This window comes from Streptomyces sp. NPDC033174 (genome assembly GCF_055577795.1).
The window spans coordinates 95,537-118,622 of the sequence record NZ_JBVIPQ010000013.1 but is presented as its reverse complement, the minus strand read 5'-3'; the positions used below and the strand labels follow the sequence as shown (position 1 = coordinate 118,622).

General features: G+C 69.5%; 19 protein-coding genes and 2 pseudogenes. 8 read left to right on the top strand and 13 right to left on the bottom strand.

Annotated elements, in window-relative coordinates:
- Positions 1-131: 131 nt before the first annotated feature.
- Complete coding sequence (locus ACZ5VC_RS31200; protein WP_469123326.1) at positions 132-737, bottom strand: TetR/AcrR family transcriptional regulator; 606 nt, start codon at positions 735-737, stop codon at positions 132-134.
- Between the two features lie 235 nt (positions 738-972).
- Here ACZ5VC_RS31200 and ACZ5VC_RS31195 point away from each other — a divergent pair, with 235 nt between their 5' ends.
- Entirely contained in the window at positions 973-2,142 is a 1,170-nt protein-coding gene (locus ACZ5VC_RS31195) for an FAD-dependent oxidoreductase (protein ID WP_469123325.1), read from the top strand.
- An 851-nt stretch (positions 2,143-2,993) separates the two neighbouring features.
- Entirely contained in the window at positions 2,994-3,698 is a 705-nt protein-coding gene (locus ACZ5VC_RS31190) for an ATP-dependent DNA ligase (protein ID WP_469123324.1), read from the top strand.
- A 113-nt stretch (positions 3,699-3,811) separates the two neighbouring features.
- Here ACZ5VC_RS31190 and ACZ5VC_RS31185 read toward each other — a convergent pair whose 3' ends face one another.
- Positions 3,812-4,405, bottom strand: coding sequence for a hypothetical protein (locus tag ACZ5VC_RS31185; RefSeq protein WP_469123323.1), 594 nt, complete (start codon positions 4,403-4,405; stop codon positions 3,812-3,814).
- 138 nt (positions 4,406-4,543) lie between these two features.
- Between ACZ5VC_RS31185 and ACZ5VC_RS31180 the strand changes: the two genes are divergently transcribed.
- From ACZ5VC_RS31180 to ACZ5VC_RS31165, 4 genes and pseudogenes are all read left to right on the top strand, one after another.
- Entirely contained in the window at positions 4,544-5,062 is a 519-nt protein-coding gene (locus ACZ5VC_RS31180) for a hypothetical protein (RefSeq protein ID WP_469123322.1), read from the top strand.
- Positions 5,063-5,310: 248 nt separating this feature from the next.
- Positions 5,311-5,682 carry a PadR family transcriptional regulator gene (locus tag ACZ5VC_RS31175; protein WP_469123321.1) on the top strand — a complete coding sequence of 124 codons (372 nt, stop codon included), beginning with the start codon at positions 5,311-5,313 and terminating at the stop codon, positions 5,680-5,682.
- On the top strand, positions 5,679-6,557 hold the full coding sequence (locus ACZ5VC_RS31170; protein ID WP_469123320.1) for a hypothetical protein: 879 nt from the start codon (positions 5,679-5,681) through the stop codon (positions 6,555-6,557). Before ACZ5VC_RS31175 ends, ACZ5VC_RS31170 begins: the two co-directional genes overlap by 4 nt.
- A gap of 970 nt (positions 6,558-7,527) precedes the next feature.
- Positions 7,528-7,746: pseudogene (locus ACZ5VC_RS31165) on the top strand (IS5/IS1182 family transposase); the annotation flags it as partial.
- Positions 7,747-8,155: 409 nt separating this feature from the next.
- Here ACZ5VC_RS31165 and ACZ5VC_RS31160 read toward each other — a convergent pair.
- The 3 genes and pseudogenes from ACZ5VC_RS31160 to ACZ5VC_RS31150 form a co-directional block, all read right to left on the bottom strand.
- Positions 8,156-9,257 (bottom strand): annotated as a pseudogene (locus ACZ5VC_RS31160) (IS630 family transposase).
- A gap of 61 nt (positions 9,258-9,318) precedes the next feature.
- Complete coding sequence (locus tag ACZ5VC_RS31155; RefSeq protein WP_469123319.1) at positions 9,319-10,440, bottom strand: fatty acid desaturase family protein; 1,122 nt, start codon at positions 10,438-10,440, stop codon at positions 9,319-9,321.
- A gap of 7 nt (positions 10,441-10,447) precedes the next feature.
- Positions 10,448-11,503 (bottom strand): ferredoxin reductase, encoded by a 1,056-nt coding sequence (locus ACZ5VC_RS31150; protein ID WP_469123318.1) that lies wholly within the window; start codon positions 11,501-11,503, stop codon positions 10,448-10,450.
- Between the two features lie 86 nt (positions 11,504-11,589).
- Here ACZ5VC_RS31150 and ACZ5VC_RS31145 point away from each other — a divergent pair, with 86 nt between their 5' ends.
- On the top strand, positions 11,590-12,729 hold the full coding sequence (locus ACZ5VC_RS31145; protein WP_469123317.1) for a PucR family transcriptional regulator: 1,140 nt from the start codon (positions 11,590-11,592) through the stop codon (positions 12,727-12,729).
- Positions 12,730-13,273: 544 nt separating this feature from the next.
- Positions 13,274-13,612: a thioredoxin family protein gene (locus tag ACZ5VC_RS31140; protein WP_468714921.1), complete on the top strand. Its 339-nt coding sequence runs from the start codon at positions 13,274-13,276 to the stop codon at positions 13,610-13,612.
- Between the two features lie 800 nt (positions 13,613-14,412).
- Here the strand turns inward: ACZ5VC_RS31140 and ACZ5VC_RS31135 are convergent.
- From ACZ5VC_RS31135 to ACZ5VC_RS31100, 8 genes are all read right to left on the bottom strand, one after another.
- Positions 14,413-14,757, bottom strand: coding sequence for a hypothetical protein (locus ACZ5VC_RS31135; protein WP_469123316.1), 345 nt, complete (start codon positions 14,755-14,757; stop codon positions 14,413-14,415).
- Complete coding sequence (locus tag ACZ5VC_RS31130; protein ID WP_469123315.1) at positions 14,718-15,194, bottom strand: class I SAM-dependent methyltransferase; 477 nt, start codon at positions 15,192-15,194, stop codon at positions 14,718-14,720. Before ACZ5VC_RS31130 ends, ACZ5VC_RS31135 begins: the two co-directional genes overlap by 40 nt.
- A gap of 52 nt (positions 15,195-15,246) precedes the next feature.
- Positions 15,247-15,660, bottom strand: coding sequence for a GFA family protein (locus ACZ5VC_RS31125; RefSeq protein WP_469123314.1), 414 nt, complete (start codon positions 15,658-15,660; stop codon positions 15,247-15,249).
- Positions 15,657-16,955, bottom strand: a complete 1,299-nt coding sequence (locus tag ACZ5VC_RS31120; protein WP_469123313.1) for a protein-L-isoaspartate O-methyltransferase family protein — start codon at positions 16,953-16,955, stop codon at positions 15,657-15,659. The genes ACZ5VC_RS31125 and ACZ5VC_RS31120 overlap by 4 nt, the downstream gene beginning before the upstream one ends.
- A 49-nt stretch (positions 16,956-17,004) precedes the next feature.
- Positions 17,005-18,468, bottom strand: coding sequence for an NUDIX domain-containing protein (locus tag ACZ5VC_RS31115; protein ID WP_469123312.1), 1,464 nt, complete (start codon positions 18,466-18,468; stop codon positions 17,005-17,007).
- Between the two features lie 48 nt (positions 18,469-18,516).
- Positions 18,517-19,860, bottom strand: coding sequence for an MFS transporter (locus ACZ5VC_RS31110; RefSeq protein ID WP_469123330.1), 1,344 nt, complete (start codon positions 19,858-19,860; stop codon positions 18,517-18,519).
- Positions 19,857-20,678 (bottom strand): 5'-3' exonuclease, encoded by an 822-nt coding sequence (locus tag ACZ5VC_RS31105; RefSeq protein WP_469123311.1) that lies wholly within the window; start codon positions 20,676-20,678, stop codon positions 19,857-19,859. The genes ACZ5VC_RS31110 and ACZ5VC_RS31105 overlap by 4 nt, the downstream gene beginning before the upstream one ends.
- Before the next feature lie 134 nt (positions 20,679-20,812).
- Entirely contained in the window at positions 20,813-22,828 is a 2,016-nt protein-coding gene (locus ACZ5VC_RS31100) for an ATP-binding cassette domain-containing protein (protein ID WP_469123310.1), read from the bottom strand.
- Positions 22,829-23,086: the final 258 nt, after the last annotated feature.

Genomic DNA, 23,086 nt, shown 5'->3' with positions numbered 1-23,086 from the left:
GCTGGAACAGCTCCCACAACTCATCCGGCACCAGCCGCTCAACAATCCCCGCCACGACCGGCAGCCTACCCAAGCCGCCAAATGAGATCACTTCTAAGTCGTCGTGGGGCTGATGCGGTATCTGGTCGCGGTCACCCGTTCCGACTGGGGTGGACTTCCTGTCGTGCCAGGGGGGTGGTGGCCCAGCCGTGTTCCAGCAGGGCGAACAAGTCGAGCATGGTCCGTGCCGGGTCTTTGCTTGCCCGGGCGATGCTGGGGGCTTCCAGGGTGAAGCGTGCCAGGGCGGTGACGGTGGGGTCTTCCGGGGTGAGCCCGGTGGCCTCGGCGAGGGTGGCGGCCAGTGTGTTCTCGTGGCGCGACCACATGAGCCGGGCGTAGTCCCGCAGTGCGGGGGTGGATTCGACGAGGATGAAAGTGGGGTCGTCGGTCCGCACGGCGGTACGGGTGTGCACCATGTGGTCGCGCAGGGCGTGCAGCACGGACTGACCGGGGGCTCGGTCGTGAATGGCGGCGACCAGGGCGCTCTCGACGTCCGCGTCCAGGTCGAAGACGAGAGCTTCCTTGCTGGGGAAGTGCTTGAAGAGCGTGCTCAGCGAGACGTCGGCCGCCTCCGCCACTTCGCGTACACCGATGTTGTCGAAGCCGTGCTCGGTGAACAGCCGCACTGCGGCATCTGCCAGGGCCTGCCTTGTCTGGGCCTTCTTGCGTTCGCGGCGCCCTGTCGTTGTTTCGGCCATGCCCCCACCTTACCTCCTTGTGGCGATTCGATCGAAAATGCTATCGGATAGCAAATCGGAGCAGTTGTACTTTTGGAGCTGCTGTGCTTCGGTGTGCGAGTACACCTGACCGGCACCCAGCTGCCGGGACGGGGGCGCGTCCCCACACCGGGACGACTGATCTGCCATGCCCGAAACAGGGCGTCCCCACAAGGCACCAGCACTCTCTTGAACCATCGAACGGAGCGTGACCCTCATGTCCACCATCCCTCGCATCGCGATCGCCGGCGCCGGTCTTGGCGGCCTCGTCTGCGCGCGCGTCCTGCAGCAACACGGCGTGCCGGTCACGGTCTTAGAGCGTGAGACCGCCCCCCACTCCCGCTCGCAGGGCGGCACTCTCGACATCGATGAAGACACCGGCCAGGCAGCCCTGCGCGCAGCCGGACTGTTCGACCAGTTCCTCGCTCTGTCCCGGCCCGAAGGCCAGGAGTGGCGCCTGTACGACCGCCACGCGACCCTGATACGCCACGACCAGGCCGGCGAGGACGATCTGAGCAGGCCCGAGATCGACCGCGGCCAGCTGCGCACGCTTCTCCTGGACTCCCTCGCCCCCGGCACGGTCCGCTGGGGTCACTCCGTAAGGGCCGTCACCCCGCTACCTCACGGCACCGCCCGCCTGCACCGCCACGACCGCCCTGGCGAGGACTTCGACCTGGTCATCGGCGCCGATGGCGCCTGGTCCCGAGTACGCCCCGCGCTCTCCGACGCCCAACCCTCCTACGCCGGTGTCACGATGGTGGAAGCCCGCTTCGAGGACGTCGACCACCGTCACCCCGGCATCGCCCACCTGGTCGGTCGCGGCACCATGTCGGCCAAGGCGGGCCGCCGCAGCCTGGTGCTGCAGCGCAACAGCAACGGACACGTCCGCGCCTACATCACCTTCCGCGGCCCCCAGGACTGGCACGCCGGCCTCGACCTGGCCGACACCGAAGCAGTACGCGCGCGCCTGCTCGCCCAGTACCAGGGCTGGCACGAGCGCCTGCTGGACATCCTGCGCGACAACGAGGGCGGTTTCATCAACCGGCCCATGTTCGTCCTTCCCGTTCCCCACTCCTGGCATCGTGTCCCCGGCATCACCCTGCTCGGCGACGCTGCCCACCTGATGCCACCTGTCGGCGTCGGTGCCAACCTCGCCCTGCTCGACGGTGCCAACCTCGCCCAAGCCGTCATTGGCCACTCCACCATCGACGAGGCCCTCGACGCCTACGAAAGCGTCATGCTGCCCCGCTCCACCGACAACGCGAAGACCGCCCAGCAGATGCTCACCACCCTCATGCCTGACACCGACTCCGACGACGCCGCCTTCCCTGACACCCTCTGGCCAGCCAGCCCCCTCCCTGACTCGTGCCCCGCCCACACCAACTGAGCCCGGCCGTGCGATGTGCCGGTTTGGTGTCAGTGGGTGGGTGTCAGTGACGGTATGTCAGGCCAGGGCGGTTTCGCTGCTCGTGGGGTGTTGAGTATGGGGAGTCACTGACATAGGGCGGTGTCTGGTGCCGTCGCGGCTGTCATGGGGCGGTACACCCCAATCCGCTTCACTGTCTCGGGAACGGTACTTCTGATCCTTTCGACGGCTGCGCGACTGCACCGTGGTGGGTGTCAGTGTCCGCCGGGCGAAGGGCGTGGGGTGGGCGAGCCGGGCGTGTGGGGTGAGGTCACGGCGGGGCCGAGGGTGTCCAGACCGGTGCTGGGGGCGCGGCTGCTGGAGCTCGATGCGGCCGGAGCGTTGACGACGGCCCAAGTGTGTGCGGGCGCGCAGGTCGGTGGGGCGGTGGCTGGAGCCGGCGCGGACCGAGGGCCGTGTGGAGCGCAGGCGCCGGGCCCGGCTGGAGTTGTCCGACAATGCGTGGGAAGTGCTGGCAGGCGGGCGGGAACGTGGCGGTGCTGCACCGGCATCTGAAGCAGACCGGGGCCAAGTGCCTTCGCTGGCGTCGTTGTACCGGGTGGTGCACCGGGACCTTCGCTACGCTGGCCCGCACTGACGCTGAGCTGCATCGACTCATATGCACCCGTCGTGCACCACAGGTCCCCCCAGAGAACCCCCTCTGCCAGGAGTGCCGGGCCCGGCTTGTGGAGTCACACAGCAGAAGTCGACCCACCCCGGAGCCTGACTCGGCAGGGCTGGGCCCTCTGGCCGTATCCACGCGCCATACATGCCTGGCCGGGGGAGGCTGTCGGGTGCCAGGCCCGGAGCGGCGGTAAGGAGGCCATCCCCGAGTGGTTCTCACCCCGCCCTTCGAGCCGATGCTCGCCCAGGCCGCCGAGTACGTCCCCGGCTCCGGCGTCCCGGCGAGCGGCCTCGCGGCGGAGCAGAAGTTCGACGGCCGCCGCGCGATCCTCTTCACCTCCGCCGGCCCAGGCGGGCGGCTGCTCCTGCAGACCAGGCGCGGCTCCCTCGTCCAGGACCGGTTCCCCGACTTGGTCTCGGCCGCCGAGCAGCTGCCGGACGGCCTGGTCCTCGACGGCGAACTCGTCGTCTGGGACACCACAGTCGGCAGGCCGTCTTGCTGCTGCTCTGCGAGAGGAACTGGACACGCCAAGGAAGAGCAGTGCACCACGCTGGAACTCGATCTCGACGCCATGCGCGCGATGTTCCCCACGAAGCCACCCGGCGATGACCCCGATGCCTGTGCGCCGCTGCCTCTCTGCTCACCGGCGCCCACGCGCAGACCCACTGGCAGGAGCGCAGGTAGGAGAACGACTGCGCCCCATTGCCTCGGTTGGGTCTTCTACGACGGCAAGATCCTCGCCGGTGTGCACCTCGTCGGCCCACCCATTCCGCGGCCATGGACCGGTTGCCGGTTGCCGTTTGCCGGTGGCCGACTGGACCCGAGCCTTTCCACCGCCGATCACTTTGTGAAGCCGGGCGACAGCCGTACCACGCACACAGCAGGCGGTACTGGTGATCGACGAGACCGGTAACCCGAAAAGGGGCACGCACGGTCGGCGTCCAGCGCCAATTACACCTGGTGCATGACTGCGACGACAGGAACGCCCCTCCCACCCCGCTGACCCCGCGCGACAAAACGGACCCTTCACTCCTGGCTGGGAGGTGACGAATACTTCTGTCCGGTCTTGGCGTCGGTGAGGGGAGTCGTCGGGGTGAACCCTTCTACCGACGCTTTCATTTCGTCCCGGTCCGGCGATGGGGTCTGTGTTGTGCCATCGTCTGAGCTGTTTTCATGCGGGCTTGAAAGGCACTCCCTTTCTGCCGTGCACCCCTCCCACAGATCTTCTGAGGCGGTGCCGACTTGGTAAAGGATCCTCTTTGCTGGACGCCGCAGCCGGAGATCCACCTTCCACGTGCTGCGGGCTCTGTCCAGGACGGCGTTGGCGATTACCCACCGTTCTCCTTGGGTGGGTTCTTCTTCGACCTTGTCTCTTGCCATCTCGGGTCCCAGGCGGCCGACTACGGCTGTTCCAGGCTCGAGGTTTCTGAACCCGCCTTCGAGGTGCACCATCACAGCCGGTGGGGGCAGTTTGGGATGCGGGCCCGACCACGCCTTGGTGATGAATGCCTCCTGCCGCCTCTCGGCGGTGGTCTCGACCTTCGGGTTCGGCGACGGTTCTGAGTCGTCAGAGCGGTTTGTGAGCACGATGCCGATGATCGCTGCGGCTGCAGTCACCACGGCAGCCAGCAGAGTTTGCCAGTTCTGTAGGCGGTTTCCGCGAGACCGGCCGGGGCGGTCATTCCCATTGGGCGCACCTGTACTTGGCGGTGACTCCTGCCCCATGCGCTCTCCCTCTCAAGGATGCCGCCACCTTGCATGGGTTCGTACGCGAGCGACCAGCCGCCACGCTGGTGGTTCTGTTCACGAGTTCCGGTATCCGGATCAGGTTCTGGGAGAACATGCACGCGGCGCAAGCGCCGCGACCAGCTGCAGGTGAGCCTGCCGCCCGCCGAAGCCGACTATCTTTTCCCCGCCCTGACACCTCTGGCGACTCGCCGGCACCCGCACACCTGCTACCTCAGCGAGACTCTGCGCCACTGGGCGGATTCCATTCCAGTCCTGCACGCAGAGGGCGCCGACTCCGCGGGAGCTCCGCTGCCCTTCGACCGCTCGCTGATCCAGCAGATCTACTTCCGCGTCGACGTACCCGAACTCGCAGGCCATGTGCACCAACGCCTCCCGCAGCAGGTTCTGGCGTTCCGCCCGGCCCATGGCCGGCGCGGCGATGATCGTGACGGCCGTCCGCGACCTGGCGCCGCCGTCGTTCGCGCCGAGCGAAGCCAGGTCGACGATCGTGTCCAGGACCCGCAGGTCACCGCGAACATAACGACGTAACAGCGAGCAGAAACGGCGAGCCGACCGCTGACGGACGATCTACTCCTCGGGCAACCGCCCACGACCGGCACGAGTACCCGGAGAACCGGTCAAGCCAGTCCTTTGACCTGCGACTTTAGTTGGCGGAGGCCTATTGACCCCGGCCCGTTATTTTTCCCCAAACCAAGACCGTCAGGAGGAAAGGCGTCACGCGATCCCATACAGGTCGGCCATCGACATATGTCGGCTACCGATCTATAGTGGCTTGCGTGGACACCCAAGCCCTACGCGAACCGACTCTCCTCATCCTCACCGCGATCGCCGACGCCCCACGGCACGGGTACGCGATCGCCCAGGAGGTCGAGAAGATCTCGGAAGGCCGCATGAAGATGCGTACCGGAACGCTGTACGGGGCCCTCGAACGGCTCCTCGACCAGCAGCTCATCGCCGTCCACGAGGAAGAGGTGGTCGACGGCCGCAGGCGGCGCAGCTACGCGCTGGCGCCACAGGGGCGCGAGGTCCTGGCCGCCGAGGCGGCCCGGATCGCCCGCACCGCCCAGGAGGCCACCCGGCGCCTCGGACTCGGCGCGAAGGCCGCACCCGGCCCGGCCGGCTTCGCGAAGGGGACGGTGACGGCGTGACCGCGCTGCTGAGGCTCTACCCGGCCGGATTCCGCCGGGAGTTCGGCGACGAGATCGCCATGGCCCACCGCGAGGCCACGCGCGAAGTGGGCCGGGCCGCCCGGATCCGGGAGGCCCTGGACGTCACCGGGCACGCCCTGCGCATGCGGCTCGGGATCGGCTCGGCCCGGCGCTCCGGGCGGCTCCTCGCGGCGGTAGCCCCGTTCGCCATCGCGGCCGTCGGGGCGAGCGCGATCTGGTGGACCGGGATGATGCTGCCTGCCGTTACGGCACCCACCCTGCCTGCAGAACTCGCCATCCCGTTCATCATGCTGGCGGCGACCCACTTCGTCATGGTGCTGGGCGCCGCGACCGCCCTGAGTGGCCGCTGGACCGCAGGCGTCTGGACCGTGACGGCGGGCTGCGCGGCGACCGCGGTCATCGACCTGTACAGGCTCGGCGGAGGCCTCGAGCTCATGTTCTTCGTGAGGACACCGCTGTTCCTCGCCGCACTGGCGGCCCTGCTCTGCCCGGCCGACATGCGCCCGCAGCCGCCAGTCCGGACGGCGGCCGGACTGGCCGCCGTGCTGGTGTGGACGGCGCTCCTGACCGGCGTGCTGACCCTGGGCCCCCTGCCGGAGGCAGCCGACGCCCTCCGCTTCGCCGTACCGGCAGCAGCCGGACTGGTCCTGGCCGGACGCCCCGCGTTCGCCCGGCTGCGCACGGCACCCGCCGTCCTCCTCGCGGCCCTGCCCTTCACCGCACTCGGCATGGCCGTCTGGGGATGGGGCGTCTTCACCGGACCTGTCCTGTTCTGTCTTCCCCTCGCCGCCGCAACCGCGGTGAGCATCCGCCGACGCCGCAGCAGCAGCAGGCCCCCAGTCACCGACGCCTGACAGCGGGCGGGCGCCGTCAGCCGTGCCGCCGCGCAGGACCCAAACGCCGTCCGGTCGTAGCAGCTGTGCACGTGGCTCGATGGAAGCTCACAGTCCGGGCACAAAGCGGCGTCATCACGGGTTCTCGTAACGATGTGCACCACACTGCACTCTGTGAAAACCCGCTCCACCAGAACCGCGCTGAAGTGAGGAAACAGCACCGCCATGAGGTCATCACACCGCACCACGGTCCCAGATGACGCGACGTCACCGTGGCAGAACCCCGGTGATCGTCCTCACGGAATGTGTGCCAGAACCCAGAACGAAGAGCACTTGTCGGTGGGAGCTGGGAACAGCTGGTTGCTGCTGGGCCTCCAAATGTTGATGAGAATTTGGCTGATCGGCTCGGGGTCGACTACCAGCGGTTGCAGCACTGGTGGTCAAACGCGTTGAACCGGCCTGCCCCGCTGGTGGTCACGCCCCTGTTTGCCCCAGGAACCTGACGCTGCGGGCGGTCTTGACGCCTGCCTTGCGGTGCGGTGCCATGGCCTTATCGAAGGAGGGGCCGTGGCACCCGATGGGTACAGTGACGCCGGGGACCGTGCTGATGAGGGTGGCGGTGACCGGCCGGACAGCTCACCGGATCCGCACCGTCCGGGACCTGCGGACAGTTTCTGGGTGGGGGTGCTCATCCTGATCGCGGTGGTACTCCTCCTGACCGTCCTCGTGGCCCACATGGACTGGAGTCCCGGAGACCCGACCAACAACATGCCGCCCTACAAGTGACATTTCCGCCGCCAGCGTGAGCCGATGGCCCGACGGCGCCGCCGCGCTTCGCAGGGCAGAGCTGGACACGTCGACGCCCGAGGGGTAGACAAGCACGTGAAGCCTCTGGTGGACACACTTCTCTTCATCGAAAACCCATCTACCAGGGGCTTCACCACGTTGTCAGGTCAACTGCGCAGCAGCTGAGGCAAGTTAGAAAAGGCTCACTGGGCTCGTGATGCCCCACCGTCGCCGCAAAGGTGAAGACCTGCCCCGACTGGAAACACGCCCGCAACAAGTCCCACAGGTCCACGCCCGCGCCGAGCACGTCTTCGCCGGCACGAAGACCTAAAAGATCCTCCGCGACTGCCGCCTCAAGTGCGACGGCGTCCACCACGCCATGCTCGGCATCACCCGCCTGCACAATCTCAACCTCGCCAATTAGGGGAGCGGCTGGACAGGTCACCGACCGCGTCCCTCACGAGTCAGAGATCATTTACGGACGGCCTTAGGTCTGGCGTACGCGATCGCGAGGACCGTGAGGGTGCTGGTGGCGTGGGCTAGAGGAGACCGCGGGTGACGGTACGGACGATGCAGTCGTCGGCTCAGTCGACTTCGACGTACGTGATGATCAGGATGCTGCCGAGGGCGGTCGCGTAGAACACCACTCGAAGGCCGTCGTGTTGGTAGTCGCGCAGCGCTGAGGCCATCGCGTGCGCCTTGACGGCGTCAGGGTCGGCTGCGATTTCGTTCAGGGCCGTGTCGAGGCGGGCGTTTGCGCGGTGGTGAGGATGCGGATCTGCCTTTCAGCGGGCTCGATGAACACGATCCGGGGGCGGCGGCCGCGGGAGTAGTTACTGAGGTTGAACTCGTGGTGTCGCGTGCCGTTGTTCAGGTGGTCTGATGGTCAGGCCGGTCTCGGCAAGGCAGCCGTCGATGAGGTCGCTGCGGTAATGGATGTGCCATAGACCGCGGCGGATGTGCTGGATGAGATGTTCGGGGGTGGAGAAGGCGACGTTGGAGATCCAGCCGCGTCGCAGAAGGGACCAGATTCCTTCGACGGGGTTGAGGTCGGGTGCGTAGGGCGGCAGGTAGTGGATGGTCAGCCAGTCCCGGACTTCGGCGTACTTCCGCAGGTCGGCGGCTTTGTGGACGTTGAGGTTGTCCCAGACGAGTACGATCGGGCCGCCGAGCTGCTGGTGTGCGGCGATCAGCAGGTCCCGGTAGTCGCGCCAGGAGAAGCTCTTGCGTCCGTCGCGCCGGCCGTCGTCCCGGCGAGGACGGTAGATCAGCCTTGAGCGGTGGCCGGGTTTGTAGCAGGTCAGTGCGGCGATGGATATCCGTCTGCGGGAGCGGCCGCGGACCCGCACCACCTGGGTCCGGCCACCTGGTGACCAGGTCTTGGGCTGCGGCGGCGTCATGGAGAAGCCGGCTTCGTCCTCGAAGACGAGCCAGGCTCCACGGGCCGCCGTGAGTCTTCCGCGCAGGGCCACACCTCCTTGACCCACCCCGTGACGGCGTCGTCGTCCCGCTCCATCGCGCGCCGGGCCGGGACCTGGCAGGACCAGCCGTTGCGTACCAGCAGCTTGCGCACGCCCTGGATCGTGTAGGTCAGGTGGAAACGCCGGCCGATCACCGTCTTGATCCGCGCCAGGGTCCAGCGTTGGTCCTCCCAGCCGTGCGCGGCCGGCCCCTTGACCAGCTCCGCCTCCAACTGCGCGAACTGTGCCTCACTCAGCCTCGGCAGCGACGCCGACCCCTGCGACCGCAGAGCCCGCGGACCACCTCCTCCCACACCTGCCGCCACCGCTGCACCGAGCGGACACTCACCCGCAGGTCCTTGGCGATCACCGAGCTTGCCTCACCCCGCGCGAACCGTTCGGCTGCCTCAAGCCGTAACCCTTCGCGGAACTGCTGCCGTTCGGCGGCCAACCCGCCCCCTTGTGGATACCGCATGCCCGGGTGATCCCGCAGCGGACCACGGCCCGTCAGCCCTTACGACACCGCGAGTTCAACCTCAGTAGGCGGCGACGAGCTCCTGCTCGCGGTCCGGCGTTTTGACCTTGGGCTTCTTGTTCGGCAGTGAGAGCCGGAAGACCTTGCGCCACGCGGAGAACACCTGCTTGGGCAGCGGGCCGGTGACGTATTCCAGCTCGTACTTCTCGAACAGCCCGCGCACCTTCACCGCGACCTCGGCGTACCGGTTGCTCGGCAGGTCCGGGAACAGGTGGTGCTCGATCTGGTGCGACAGGTTGCCGGTCATGAAGTGCATGGCCTTGCTGCCGCTGATGTTCGCCGAGCCCATCATCTGGCGCAGGTACCACTGGCCGCGCGTCTCGCCCTTGATCGACCGGCGCTCGAAGACCTGCACGCCCTCGGGGAAGTGCCCGCACATGATCACCGAGTGGGACCAGATGTTGCGGACCAGGTTCGCGGTGAACGTGGCGGCGAGCGTGGTGAGGAACGACGGGCCCGACAGCAGCGGGTGGATCACGTAGTCCTTGAGCACCTGCCTGCGGATCTTGCGGCCCACGGCCTTGGCCCGCGCGCGGAACTCCGGGTTCTTGCGGCGGCGCTTGTGCAGGTTCTTGCCGAGTTCCAGGTCGTACGCTGCGATGCCGTACTCGAAGAAGCAGGCGTTGATGAAGTTCCACAGCGGCTGGCCGAGGTGGAACGGGTGCCACTTCTGGTCCTCGTCGACGCGCATGATGCCGTAGCCGAGGTCGTTGTCCTTGCCGATCACGTTGGTGTACGTGTGGTGCAGCTCGTTGTGCGAGTGCTTCCACTGGTCGGCCGGCGAGACGTGATCCCATTCCCAGGTGGCTGAGTGGATCTTCGGGTCCCGCATCCAGTCCCACTGGCCGTGCAGGATGTTATGGCCGATCTCCATGTTGTCCATGATCTTCGCCACGGACAGACCGACGGTGCCGATCAGCCACGCGGGCGGGAAGATCGAGAACAGCAGCACGCCCCTGCTGACCAGCTCGAGCTTGCGCTGCGCCGAGATGACCTTACGGATGTAGGCGGCGTCTTTCTCGCCGCGGCTGGCGATCACCTCGTCGCGGATCGCGTCCAGCTCGCGGCCGAGCTCCTCGATCTGCTTCGCGGTCAGGTGGGCGGTGGGGTCGATGGCGGTCAAGTTGCTCCTACCGTTCGATGTCGCAGGGGCCCGCCGCGGCGGACACGCAGGTCTGGATGAGGACGCCCGGCTCGGCCTCGGTGATCTCGCCGGTGCGCAGGTCGCGGACGGCGCCTGCCTTGAGCGGCGTGACGCAGCCGAAGCAGATGCCCATGCGGCACCCGGAGGGCATGAGCACGCCGGCCTCCTCGCCGATGTCCAGCAACGGCGTGGCGCCGTCCGCGTCGACGGTCTTGCCGGTGGTGCTGAACGTGACCTCGCCGCCGTCGCCGGCGGCGACGATGCTGGGGCGGAAGCGTTCGGTGTGCAGGCGCTCTTGGACGCCGTGCTCGGTCCAGTGCTCTTCGGCGGCGTCGAGCAGCCCCGCGGGCCCGCAAGCCCAGGTCTCGCGCTCGGCCCAGTCGGGCACGAGTTCGTCGAGACGGGCGATGTCGAGCATGCCGTCCGTGTCGGTGTGCAGCTCGGTGAGACGCAGCTTCTTGTCCGCGACCAGGTCGTGCAGTTCGTTGCGGAAGATCACGTCGTGCGGCTGTGGCGCGCAGTGGACCATGACGACGTCGTCGAACTCGGTGTCGCGCAGCATGCCCATCACGGGCGTGATGCCGCTGCCGGCCGTCAGGTAGAGCACCTTGGCGGGCTTGGCCTGCGGCAGCACGAAGTCACCGGTCGGCTGGTCGAGCTGGATCAGCGTGCCCGGTTTCGCCTTGCGGACCAGGTGGTTGCTGACCTTGCCGTCCGGGATCGCCTTCACGGTGATCGTGACGCGGCCGTCCTGGCGGTTTGTCGGCGAGGTGATGGAGTAGGCACGCCACAGGCGCATCCCGTCGACGTCGACCCCGATCCGCACGTACTGGCCGGCTGTGTGGCCGCGCCAGCCCCGTCCCGGCCTGATCACGACAGTCGCGGCGTCACCCGTCTCGGGGTGCACGGCCTCGATGCGCCCACGCAGGTCAGCGCCCGCACGCAGCGGGCTGAACAGGTCGAGGTAGTCCGACGGCAGCAGCGGCGTCGTGACCATTTCCAGCAGTTTCCACGCCCTGCTGCGGAGGGCTGCACTCGTCATGACTCCAGCTTGCTGCGCCTCACGGCGTAAAGTCCTGACCGCAGGACGTAAATCTGGTCGGCTGAATTGTTCGCAGGGAACAAAACGTGAGCCATGCAATCCGGAGGGCCAGCGAACTGGCCCTGGATGAGACGACGGTCACCGCACTTCGGGCCGCGCTGAAGGCCACCGCCGACGAGGTCGTCCAGGCGATCATCGACGAGGTCCCTTCCTACGCCAACGCCCTTTCGGGCCGCATGGGCGGCACGATCCGCCGAGCCGTCCGCACCGCCCTGGGTCACTACCTGGATCTCGCGAGCGGGAACGCCACGGGCGGCGATGCCGGTGACGCAGCCTACGAGCTGGGCCGCGGCGAGGTGCGCGACGGCCGTTCGATGGACGCCCTACTCAGCGCTTACCGCGTCGGCGCCCGTGTGGCCTGGCGATGTCTGGCAGCGGGTGCCGTACCCGCAGGTCTGCCCGCCGCCGAGGTCGCCAAGTTCGCCGAGCTGACCTTCGCCTACATCGACGAGCTCTCTGCCGCGAGCGCCGCGGGCCACGCCGACGAACTGGCCGCCCGGGGCAGGGCCCACGAGCGCCACCTGGAACACCTGGCCCGCGACCTCCTCGCCGGCGCGAGCCCGGACGTGCTGCTGGCCTCTGTTCAACGGGCCGGGTGGCAGCCTCCGGTTTCGCTGACCGCGGTCCTGCTGCCCGCCGCCCAGGCCCGGCCTGCCTACCGCGCGCTCGACCCGAGCACCCTCGTCCTCGACGATCTGCCGGATGCCACCGGTGTGCTGCTCGTCCCCGATGCCGACCGGTCACATCTCTTGCGGCAGCTAACCGACCGCACCGCCGTGGTCGGCCCGGCCCGGCCATGGACTCGTGCGTCCGCCTCGTACGCACGAGCCGTACGCGCGCGCTCCCTCTCCTCTGATATTCGCGACACCGAGGACCACCTGCCCGAGCTGGTGCTGAGCGCCGACGTGGGCGCGTTCGCAGACCTGCGTGCCCGAGCCCTCGCACCGTTGCGGAACTTGCCCGTCGCGACCGCACGGCGGCTGGAGGAGACGTTGCGGGCGTGGCTGCTGCACCAGGGCAGGCGGGACGAGGTGGCGGCGGCGTTGTTCGTCCATCCCCAGACAGTCCGGTACCGGATGTCGCAGCTGCGGGAGCTGTTTCCGGATCTCGCATCGCCGCACCGGGTCCTTGAACTGACGCTGGCGGTCGGTCTTCGGGTCAGCTGACGCGTACTTCGACCGTCCACGACCGCGTCCGCGAGCGGTCCAGGAATCGCGCCTCGTTCTCGGTGGCATCAGCTGGCTCATGCGGCCCGGGGAAGAGCGGTATGAGCCAGCTGAGACAGGGGGTTGATGTGAAGACCAGACAAGGCCTCGGGAAGCCAGGGCGCTGTCTCTGAGAAGCGCGGTGGCGGATACGGCTCGACTGGATCCGGTTGACGATGCGCACCGGCCCGCTCATCGAGCATCTGGTTGGCGATCTGGGCCGCTATGCCCTGGAAAACGGCTTTCATGTCGCCGTGGAAGGCGCTGCCCTGCACGAGCTGACCCACGGGCGCGCGGCGGGCTGCAGCTGGGTGACCGGCGGGGCGGCCAGGCCGGGTCGCCAGGGACGGGGGGCCGGGCCGCTCGCGCAGAGGACCACCGTGGTTCTGCGACGGCCCCGTGCCTCCCTTCCGGCAGGTCAACCGGACGACCGACCGGGCCGGCCTGGCACACAGAGCGGGGGATGATGGGGATGTAATGACGGAACGTGAAGTCAGGAGCTTCCATGGCGAAGCGGGTTCACCGACCCCGTGAGGACGCGGAGTTCGATTTCATCCTCGGGATGAGCGGAGTTCCGGTCCTCGCATACTTCACCGGGACATGGCCCAAGGCAATCGAGCCCTGCCGGGTGATGGACCTCGTCGTGGGTGGCATCGCCGACGAGTACGCAGGCCGCCTGACGGCCGTCCGCGCCGACATCACGCGTTGTCCGGCCGCAACCGAGCGATACGGGATCACCGGAGCCCCGTCCTACGTCCTGCTGAAGGAGGGAGAGGCGGTGGCGCACGGCACGGGGCCTATGACCATCACCGAGGTACGGAAGTTTCTGGACGGCCACCTCTGAGCGGCCGCTGCGGCACGTGGCCGCGACGCCCGTCACGTCTCGGCTACGGGAGCTGCGCCGCCTGAGACACCTTGGGGCTGAGACACCCCCACAGGTCACATAACGCAGTCGATCGCGGTCGCGTCCGGCAGCCGCCCGGCTGCGGCCTCGATAGCTTCGGCTCCGCTGCCCACCCTGGAGGCAGAAGAGGACTGTCCACGGCCACGGTCAGCATCGGTTCGGACAAGGTCCACGTCATGCCGTGGTGCCTTCCCCGCCGGTATCGCGCACGTTCCAGCTGGGCGGCAGCCGGGTCCAGGCCGTTGTCAGTGCCCAGGCAGAGAATCAGCGGATGGCCTCGAACCGACGGCAGCAGGCGAATCCGAGAGCCTCGCCGCTGCCTTACGTGCGTACCTGTCCGACACTCGCTTCTCCTTCACCGGCTTGACCGGCAAGGAGGCAACCCAGCGCATCACCCGCGCGGTAGCCGAGTGGGCTCATGAGTCAGGCTGGCGGGTCAGATCTGAGGCGCCGATGCGCTACATCGATCCGCCTCGCCTGATGGGTGGGGGATGCGTTTCCTACTGGTCGCCTTCTTGGTCCGCCTACCTGGACCTTCGTCTGATCCGCGAGGACGGTCCTCCGATCGCCGTGGAGATTGACCGCGCGGACGCCAGCACCGCCATCGACAAGCTCCGTGACGAGGCTCTCCGCGGACGCCCTGCACTCTGGATCCGCTGGCATGGAGCGATGCGTGCCCAGCTCCCGGCGGGCGTCGCCCGCCTGCACCTGCCGACGCAGTCCAGCCGATCTCCCCTCCGCTACTCGCTGACCCCAGTCACCGGTGCGACGGCAATCACCCTCGGCGAGACCGTCACCCCCGAGGCCCGAGCAGACGCCCTGCACCGGGACCAGCAACGGATCGCGGACGAGAAGCGTGCTGCGCCGGCACCGTGTGCCGGGTAGCCGAGGACATCGGGGGGAGTCCAGGCGCGGGTGAAGGGGATGCGGTGCTCGGTGATGTCGCTGAACGCGGAGTCGGCCAGGTCGTCTTCGTAGTGGCGGCCGGGCTCGCGGTAGGCGCCGGTGGTGCCGGCGCGGCGGTCCTCTCCGAGGTGGGACTGGATCAGGTCCTTGAGCGCGGCCGTCCACTCGGCAGGGTCCACAGGCTGCCGTCTCCCATGACCGCGACGACGGCCTGCGGCGCCGCCACCCGGTCGGCCATGGCCAGCACCGCGGGGCGGTCCATCCAGTGGAAGGCCCGGCAGCAGGTGATCAGATCGGCCTGGTACGCGGGCTGGGCGGGGGCGAACTCTTCTGCCGGGATGACGTGCCCCGTGGCGGTGCGCCCGCCCAGGTGCGGTTGGAGCTCGTCGAGCGCGGTGCGGAGCATGTCCTGCTCCTGGTCCACGAGGTCCAGGTGGGCGGTGGGAGGCAAGGCGGGGAGCATGTAGAGGGCGACCTGTCCGGTGCCGGCTCCGAGCTCCAGCAGCGTGGGCGCATTCACCCCGTCCAGTTCCTGGACCAGAAGCTGGACGACCTTGTCGGGCAGCCTGGGGCGGTAACGGGCGTAGTGGTAGTCGACCGAGTCGAACAGGGTCACGTGTCTCCGATCGCGTGGTGCGGGCGTGAACGGTGTCTCAGGGCTGTGGCGTTCAGCTGTGGGGGCGGTCGCGGGTGTCGGGGACCTGGGGCAGCCAGGGCACAGCGGTCTCGGGGAAGCTCTGGTTGACCGGAACCAGGTCGGGCGGGTTGCCCAGCGCGGAGAAGGTGACCGCGATGCTGGTGGCCCCGTCGTCGAGGGCGCAGACCTGGCTGCCGCAGCTCGGGCAGAAGCCACGCTTGGAGTCCGGCCACGTGTAGTGCCAAGACGGCTCGCCGCCGCACCATGCCAGGCCGTCGAGCGGGAAGGACACCCACGACATCATCGGTGCCCCCGACAGCCTCTGGCAGTCCCGGCAACTGCAGGTGTGAGGGTAGTCGGGCTCTCCGGCGACCGTGAACTGGATCTTGCCGCACTGGCAGGCGCCGGACCGGGGTGTGATGACAGCGGGAGTGGGCGAGCTCATGGGGTGGTCTCCTCCGGTGACAGGCTGGGTTCGGGTGCTTGCGACGGGACGGTTGTCGCCGGATTCGGGGCGGCGGACAGTGGCCAGGACAACTCGGTCGGCCCGGTTCCGGAACTGACCCACTGGGTCCCGTCCGGTTCGAGGCGCAGCTGGTAGGAGGACGGGGATCCGGCGGCCTGCCAGCGGGTGGCGGTGTCCTGGATCTCCGCCCAGATGTCGCGGGGCCCGCAGACCGTGACCGTCCAGGCTTCCGCGCTGTCCGGGCGTGCGGTGACCCAGGAGCCGCAGTCGGGCGCACCGATGACCAGGTGGTCGGCGGCCCAATTCCGTACGAGGCCGGAATGCAGGTGGTCCAGGGCCAGCCACATCCCCCGCGCCTCGTCCGAAGGCGGACCCGTGCGGGTGGTGCGGGGGCTCCCGCCGTCCGCGGCATCGATCCGTTCCCGGAAGCGGGCGTTGAGGAAGATCTGACTCCAGCCGTGGCCGGCGCGGTGCCCGAGCTTCACCGCCTCCAGGCGAACCCGCGTCCGTCCGGCGGCGGTCTTGGTGATGACGGCCAGGCCCGGCCAGGACGGCGAAGACGTCGACAGGCTCGCCAGCGCGAGCCCGCCGGCGGCCAGCTGCTGCGGCCAGGCCTCCGGCACCCGGGTGACGGAGTACGACACGAAGATCCGGTCGTAGTCGGCCCCTGGAAGCCAGCCGCCCTGCCCGTCCCCCGTCTCTACCGTCGGCCGGTGACCGAGCTCAGCCAGCCGCTCGCGGGCGGCGGCGGTGACGTGCGCATCCCGGTCCATGGTGACCACCCCGGCATCCCCCGCGATCAGGCACGCAACGGCTGCGGTCACCCCCGCGCCGGTCCCGATGTCCAGGACCCGCTGGCCCGGACGCAGGTCGAGATGCTGGAGGCGGGCGACGGTCATGCCGACCGTGCTGGACATCGCCGTCATCGACCCGCCCGACCGCGGGCCCGGCACCCGGCCCAGTATCGGCTCGCCGTCGTGCTGGATCAGCACGCTCTCCCCGCCGTACAGCAGCCCGAGCAACTCCTCCCGGTCCGCAGGCAAGCCCCAGTCGAGCAGGTCCCAGCGCGGCGGAGTCTCGTCCGGCTTGCTGCGCCGCACGTACGCCTGCGGCATCAGCACCTCCCGCCGCACAGCCAGGAAGGCCTCACGGACCGGGCCCGGCCGGAGGTGGCCGGCGGATTCCAGCCCGGCGACCATCTCCGCCCGCGCGGCCTCCGTTCTCTCATCAGGGGCGGTTTCGGTGCGGGCGGGCGACACGAGGGGATCGAGCACGTACGACTCCTTACGTGTAGTCAGGGACGGCGGGCGGGGTGCGGGGCGGTCAGACCCAGCCGAGTTCGGTGTAGGGACGTCCGGACCGGATGCCTTCGATCGCGGCCCGGGTGTAGGGGACGATCGGCTCGGGGAGGGCATCGGCGGGCCACCAGCCCCAGGAGACGCACCGGTCCGGCTCCAAGACCTCCGGCGTCCCCGTCCACCGCCGCGCACGGAAGACGAACCCGATACGGGGCTGCGCGCCGGGCTTGTCCACCATGTGCACCACGTGCGCCAACTCGACGTCCCGCGGTTCGATCAGCAGGCCGGCCTCCTCCTTCGCCTCCCGCACCAGACAGGCCACGGCGGATTCCTGCTCGCAGTGCCCGGCGAGGAAATGATGGGTGCCGCCGGCGTACGCGGCATCGGGGTGCCGCAGGCCGAGCAGCACCTGGCCGTCGCGCTCCAGATAGAGGTGGACGCCGACGATGTGCGGAACGCTGGTGCTACCGGCCTTCGGCCCGACGCCTTCAGGGAGGGAAGCCACCGCCTTGCTGCGGGCCGAGTGCTCGGCGTGCTGGCGTACGAGATCCAGGGTGGAGGGGCTCAGCCGGAGACGGGGCATGGCGTCGGGGTGGAACCAGGCGAGCATCACGCCCTCGGTGAGCGTTAGGCCTGCCGGGTCGCCGTTCCACCGAGTGGTGAAGATCTGGAGCGGTACGGTCAGGCCATCGGTGCCGGTGGCGAGCTCGACGGCGAAGGGCTCCAGGACGCCCGGCTCGAGTCCGGCTTCCTCGCGCAGTTCGCGGCGGATGGTGTCTTCGAGCGAGGTGTCGTCCGGCTCGCGGCCTCCGCCGAGCAGGGACCAGGCTCCCGGTTCCCAGATGCCGGGCAGGTCATCGCGCAGGTGGAGCAGGTATCGGCCGTGCCCGTCGTCGATCAAGGCCGAGGCGTTGACCGGCTCGATGCGGCCGTCGAGCCCGGAGGCGCAGAGCTTCGCCCGCAGAATCGGGGACGTGACTTGGTCGAAGGCGAGCCATGTGGCGGCCGAGACCTCCTCGCGCTGCACCGAGATCTCCACGTCGTCGTCGGCGAGCATGAGGACGAAGCGGAAGTCGTAGTGCTGGTGCGCGCCTTCGGCCTTGGACGGGTTGGCGTCGATGTCGTGGACGTCGATGTCGAAGGGCAGGCCGCCGTACGCGGCGGTGGCGCAGAGGGCGCCGGGCGGGATGCCGGCCTCCTCGTGGACCTCGCGCAGCGCCGCCTCTAGAAGCGAGCGATCGTCGGCCTCGACGTGTCCGCCGGGTGCCAGCAGCTTGCCCGTGGCGTTGTGCCGGATGTGCAGGACACGGCGGTGGCGGTCGACCACGACCGCGCTGCACGTCACGTGCCCGGGCAGGGTGGAGCGGCTCGTGAGGTCCCCGCCGTCGTCCAATGCCTGCAACAGGGGTGCCAGCAGCGGCGCTTCGGCCGGGTGTCGTTCCAGATAGGCGGTGACAAGATCGTGGATGTGCGAGCGGGTGGGCGGCAAGAGGGCCTCACAGTTCGGAGAGAAGGCGGAGTGAAGAGGCGGCGACGCTCACGGGTGCGGGTCTGCTCCGGCGGCGTCGGCGGGCGGGCGGTCACGGCCGACGAGGGCGGAGTCGCCGGAGGGCGGAGCGGGCACCGGCATCGCGGTCAGGCGGCTGACAGGGGAGCGCCACAACACGGCCACCGGCAAGACCAGCACCACCGTCCCGACGACCAGCGCGGTACGCGCCCCGTACGCGGTGGCCACAGCGCCGCCGGCCAGGGCCGCGAACGGCTTGCTCCCGGAGACCAGCCAGGTCGAGGTCTGCTGTGCCCGCGCCTGCAACCCGGGCGGGCAGATCTGCTGGCGCACCGACCTCTGGGTGGTACCCGCCACCGCTGCGGCTGCGAGCTGGAGACCTCCGGCCGCGGCGAGGACCGCCAGCCAGACGGGGCCGGGCCCGGCGATCAACAGGGGCACGCCCGCCACGGGGCATGTCGCGAATCCGGCGAGCAGGGTGGGGCCGGGGCCGAAGCGGGCCACGATCCGCGGGGCCACCAGAGCGCCGGCGAGCACGCCCACGCCAGAGACGCCCATCACGACGCCCAACCCGGTCGGACCCGCCTCCAGGGTGGTCAGCAGGTAGTACGCGAACAGCGCGCCGGTGACACCGACGCCGACACCGGTCAGGGTCAGGGCGAGGACAAGGTCCCTCACCAGCGGAGTCCGCGCGGTGTAGGCGAGGCCCTCCCAGATTTCCCCGGCGAACCGCCGTCTGGGCCTTCCCTCGGCCGGCACCGGCCGGCCTGGCTCCGGAATCCGGGCCGCGCACCAGGCGGACACCAGATACGAGAGAGCGTCCAGCCAGAAGGCCTTGGCCGCGCCGACGACGGCGACGACCAGGGTGCCCAGGTACGTTCCGGCGGTGTCCGCGGCCCCGAACGCGGCCCCGACCTTGGCGTTGGCCCGGTGTAGCAGGGCCGGTTCGACCAGCTGCGGAACGATGGCGATGGCCGCCGCCTGGTGCAGCACGCTCACCGCACCCAGGACCAGCGCGACCCCGTACAGCACGGGCATCGACAGCACCCCTGCCAGCGCCGCCACGGGGACCACGGTGACGACGGCGGCGCCGACCAGGTCGGTTCCCACCAGCAGGGCCCGGGTGGTGTACCGGTCGACGATGCCGCCGGCCGGGAGGGCGAGGAGGAAGGTGGGCAGGTGGGCCAGGGAGGCGAGCAGGGCGGCCTGCCCTGCCGTCGCGTCCAGTTCGAGGACGGCGAGCGTGGGCAGGGCCACCAGGTGCACCGATGTCCCCACCAGCCCGGCGGACTCCCCGCTCAGGTACAGCCTGAACCCTGGCCCGAGCGCGGGCGCCTTCCCGCGGGCAGAAGGCCGGGGGCCGGGCAGCGTCACCACAGGCCGGCCTCCGTCAGCAGTTGGCCTGCCGGCACCAGCTCTGGGGTGGGCCAGCCGGTGAGCAGGTCGTCAGGAACCGGGACGTGCGCATTCAGACGGAGTGCCTCCCGCCAGGCCAAGACCTCCTGCCACTGCGCGCGGGCCCGAGCCAGCCCCGTCCCGGACCGCCCGGACGCGGTCTCGGGCAGGTCCTCCAGGCGGCGCCCGCCGGCGAGGAGCTGCCTGGCGGTCACCGGACCGACGCCGGCGACCCCAGGGATGCCGTCGGAAGCGTCCCCGGTCAGCGCCCGGAAGTCCGGCCACTGCACCGGATGGACACCGAAGCGGTCGGCCACGTCCGCAGCCGTCACCAGCTGACGCCCGGTAGGAAGCTGGGTGTTGAGGACCCGCACCCGCTGCCCGTCCAGCAGCCCGTACAGGTCGCGGTCACCGGAGAACACGAGCACCTCCCGGCCGGTGACGACGGCGAGCTTGGCCAGGGTGGCGAGGACGTCATCCCCTTCGCAGCCGGGCTGCTCCAGCCACCGCACCCCGGCCGCGTCCAGGGCCTGCTTGACCGCGGGCAGGTGGACGACAGGGCTGTGGTCGGCGCCTGACCGGGCTGCCTTGTAGCCAGGCACGTTCTCAGTGCGGTCGGCGGCGCCGTCCTCGGCGTCGAAGACGACGAACATCTCCTGGCCCGGACAGTGCTCGCGGTGGGCCTTGCGCAGCAGGGCGACGAACCCGAACAGGCCGGTCAGGTCCTCCCCGCTGGGCGCGGTCACCCTCCGGGGAAACCCGAAGTGGGCCCGGTAGAGGAGATGATGGCCATCCACGAGCATCAGCGAAGCCCCTGGCTCGGCGGAGTCTGGAGGCGCCCCGGCCTGTCGGTCGGCATGCGACCGGGTCGCGTGGGATCCCGCCACAAGGCGGGGGTTCACCCCGACATCCTCGGCTGTGGTGGCGGCGGTCATGCGTGGTCCTCGGTGCGCAGGGCGTCGTGGTCGCCGGCGGACTGGGTGGGGATCGTGGCATCGAAGGCGGCGGCCTGGACGAGGTAGGCGTCGCGGAAGTCCCCGGTGCCCGTGGCCGGGTCCATCAGTTCCTCGAAGGTGCCCGACTCGGCGACCCGGCCGTCCTTGAGGACGTGGATGAGGTCCGCATGACGCACGGAATGGAGACGATGGGTGATGAGCACGATCGTCTGGCCGGTGGTCGCGGCCAGCGCCCTGATCTGGTCGAAGACCCGCTGCTCCGCGACGGCGTCGAGGGCGCTGGTGGGTTCGTCCACGATCAGGATCTCGGCCCGCCTGTACTTGGCACGCGCGATGCCGACTCGCTGCCACTGCCCGCCGGAGATCTGGTGGCCACCGCGGTAGCCGCGGGCCAGCAGCGTGCCGAGCCCGCGCGGCAGGTCGTCGAGGACCTGGTCGGCTCCGGAGAAGCCGGCGGCCTCCTCGACCGCTCGATCGTCGATGGCTTGGCCGGCTTGGCCGATGCCGACGTTCACCCGGAACGTGAACGGCCAGTGGTAGAAGTCCTGCGACATCAACGCGACGCGGCCGAAGACCTGGTCGCGGTCGGCGGTGCGGGCGTCGATGTCGTCCCACCAGATCGTGCCGCTGCCTTCGTCCGGCAGGTACAGGCCGGCTAGCAGCCTGACCAGCGTGGACTTGCCAGAGCCGTTCTCACCCACCAGCGCAATGATCTTCCCTGTCGGGAACGACAAGCTCACCTCGCGCAGCGTCGGTTCCGGTGCGTCGCCGCTGCTTCCACTGCTGGGGTAGGTGAAGGAAACCTTCTCGAACCGGACTTCCCGCAGCTGCTCGGGTAACGCCCGCCCGCCCACGGGGATCGCCCGGGTCTTGGCCTCCCGGCACAGCCGCTCGAAGTCGGCCACGAACAGCGACTCCTGGTGCAGCTCGGTGATCTGCAGCACGAGCGTGTCCAGGCTGGCGGCGCCGGTGCGGATGGCGAGGACGGCCGTGCCCGCGACGGCGAGGTCCATGGCCCCGCCCCACAGCAGGGCGCCCAGGGCCCCGTACGTGAGGAGGGTGGCGATGCCGCCGGCGCCGTCGGCGACGAGTCCGATCCGCGCCGCCCGGCGGGCCAGCCGGGTCTGCTCGCGTTCGCTGGTCTCGGCCATCGTTCGGAAGTGGCCCAGCAGGAACGGCCCGACGCCGTGGACGCGGACTTCCGCCGCCGCTTCCTTCTGGGTCAGCAGCTGGCCGAGCAGGTGCCCGGCCCGGGCGTGCTGTACGAAGGCGTGGAAGGAGATGTACTTCTGGCGGGAGATCATCAGCGAACTCCACGCGCTCGGCAGGGTCATCAGGACCAGCAGGGGCAGCAGCAACGGATGCAGGACGGTCAGCACACCGGCCGCGGCGATCAACGACACGGCCGCGTTCAAGGTGTTGGTGCAGTAGCGGATCATGCGCCGGGCCGAGTCCGCCCCGTACCGGGCCGCATCCAGGAGCCGGTGGAACTCGTCGTCCTCGATCGCCGCGAGTTCCGTACGGTGCACCAGCCCCAGGTACTGCTCGGTCGCCACCCGCTGCACCTTCGGCTCCAGCGCTCCGGTGGCCGCCGTCGAGGCCGAGCGCAGCAGGGAGCCGAGGAACGCCGTGACGGCCACGACCGTGAGCGCGGGCACGGCCTGGGTAAGGCGTTGGTTGGTGCTGCCGCCCGCGAGGATGTGCCCGAGCACGCTGTTGACCGCGACCAGGCCGACCGCCTGGGCGATTCCGCGGCCGGCCTCGGAGGCCAGGACCAGGCGCAGGGCCCGGGGATCGGCCAGGTGGGCGAGCCGCAGTCCGGTCCCGACCAGCCGGGGCAGCTGCCTCGCCATCGTCCAGAGCCCGAGCTTGAGCCAGGCGCCCTCGTGCCGGTCCCATCCGATGTCGTAGGCGAGCTCGCCGCCGAAGAGGAGCCGCTCGGAATCCGACACCCCCGCGGCGCTGGATCCGGCCGTCGAGTCCTTGCTCACGCAGCCCTCCCGGCATCCGGTCGTGAGTCGCGGCCGCCGAAGGAGCGGGCGTCAACACGGCGCCCGCACGCCGGGCGCGGGTACGGGACGGGCCTGAAGTGTTCGAATACAGCGGGGGCTTCGAGGTGGTTCGGCTGCGGATTCACAGGGTCCTCCGGATGGGCGCACGGCTGGTACTGGTGCTCTAAGAACGGCTCCCGATCGGGTGCGTCACGGCCGAATCGGGGGCGAATGGTGAACGAATGTTCTGGTTGGGCT

What these genes read in the sequence shown, in the direction of transcription:
- ACZ5VC_RS31125 (WP_469123314.1), bottom strand. Translation starts at nt 15,660, where the DNA reads ATGAGCTCGCCCACTCCCGCTGTCATCACACCCCGGTCCGGCGCCTGC.
- ACZ5VC_RS31200 (WP_469123326.1), bottom strand. Translation starts at nt 737, where the DNA reads ATGGCCGAAACAACGACAGGGCGCCGCGAACGCAAGAAGGCCCAGACA.
- ACZ5VC_RS31140 (WP_468714921.1), top strand. Translation starts at nt 13,274, where the DNA reads ATGGCGAAGCGGGTTCACCGACCCCGTGAGGACGCGGAGTTCGATTTC.
- ACZ5VC_RS31195 (WP_469123325.1), top strand. Translation starts at nt 973, where the DNA reads ATGTCCACCATCCCTCGCATCGCGATCGCCGGCGCCGGTCTTGGCGGC.
- ACZ5VC_RS31150 (WP_469123318.1), bottom strand. Translation starts at nt 11,503, where the DNA reads ATGACGAGTGCAGCCCTCCGCAGCAGGGCGTGGAAACTGCTGGAAATG.
- ACZ5VC_RS31180 (WP_469123322.1), top strand. Translation starts at nt 4,544, where the DNA reads ATGGGTTCGTACGCGAGCGACCAGCCGCCACGCTGGTGGTTCTGTTCA.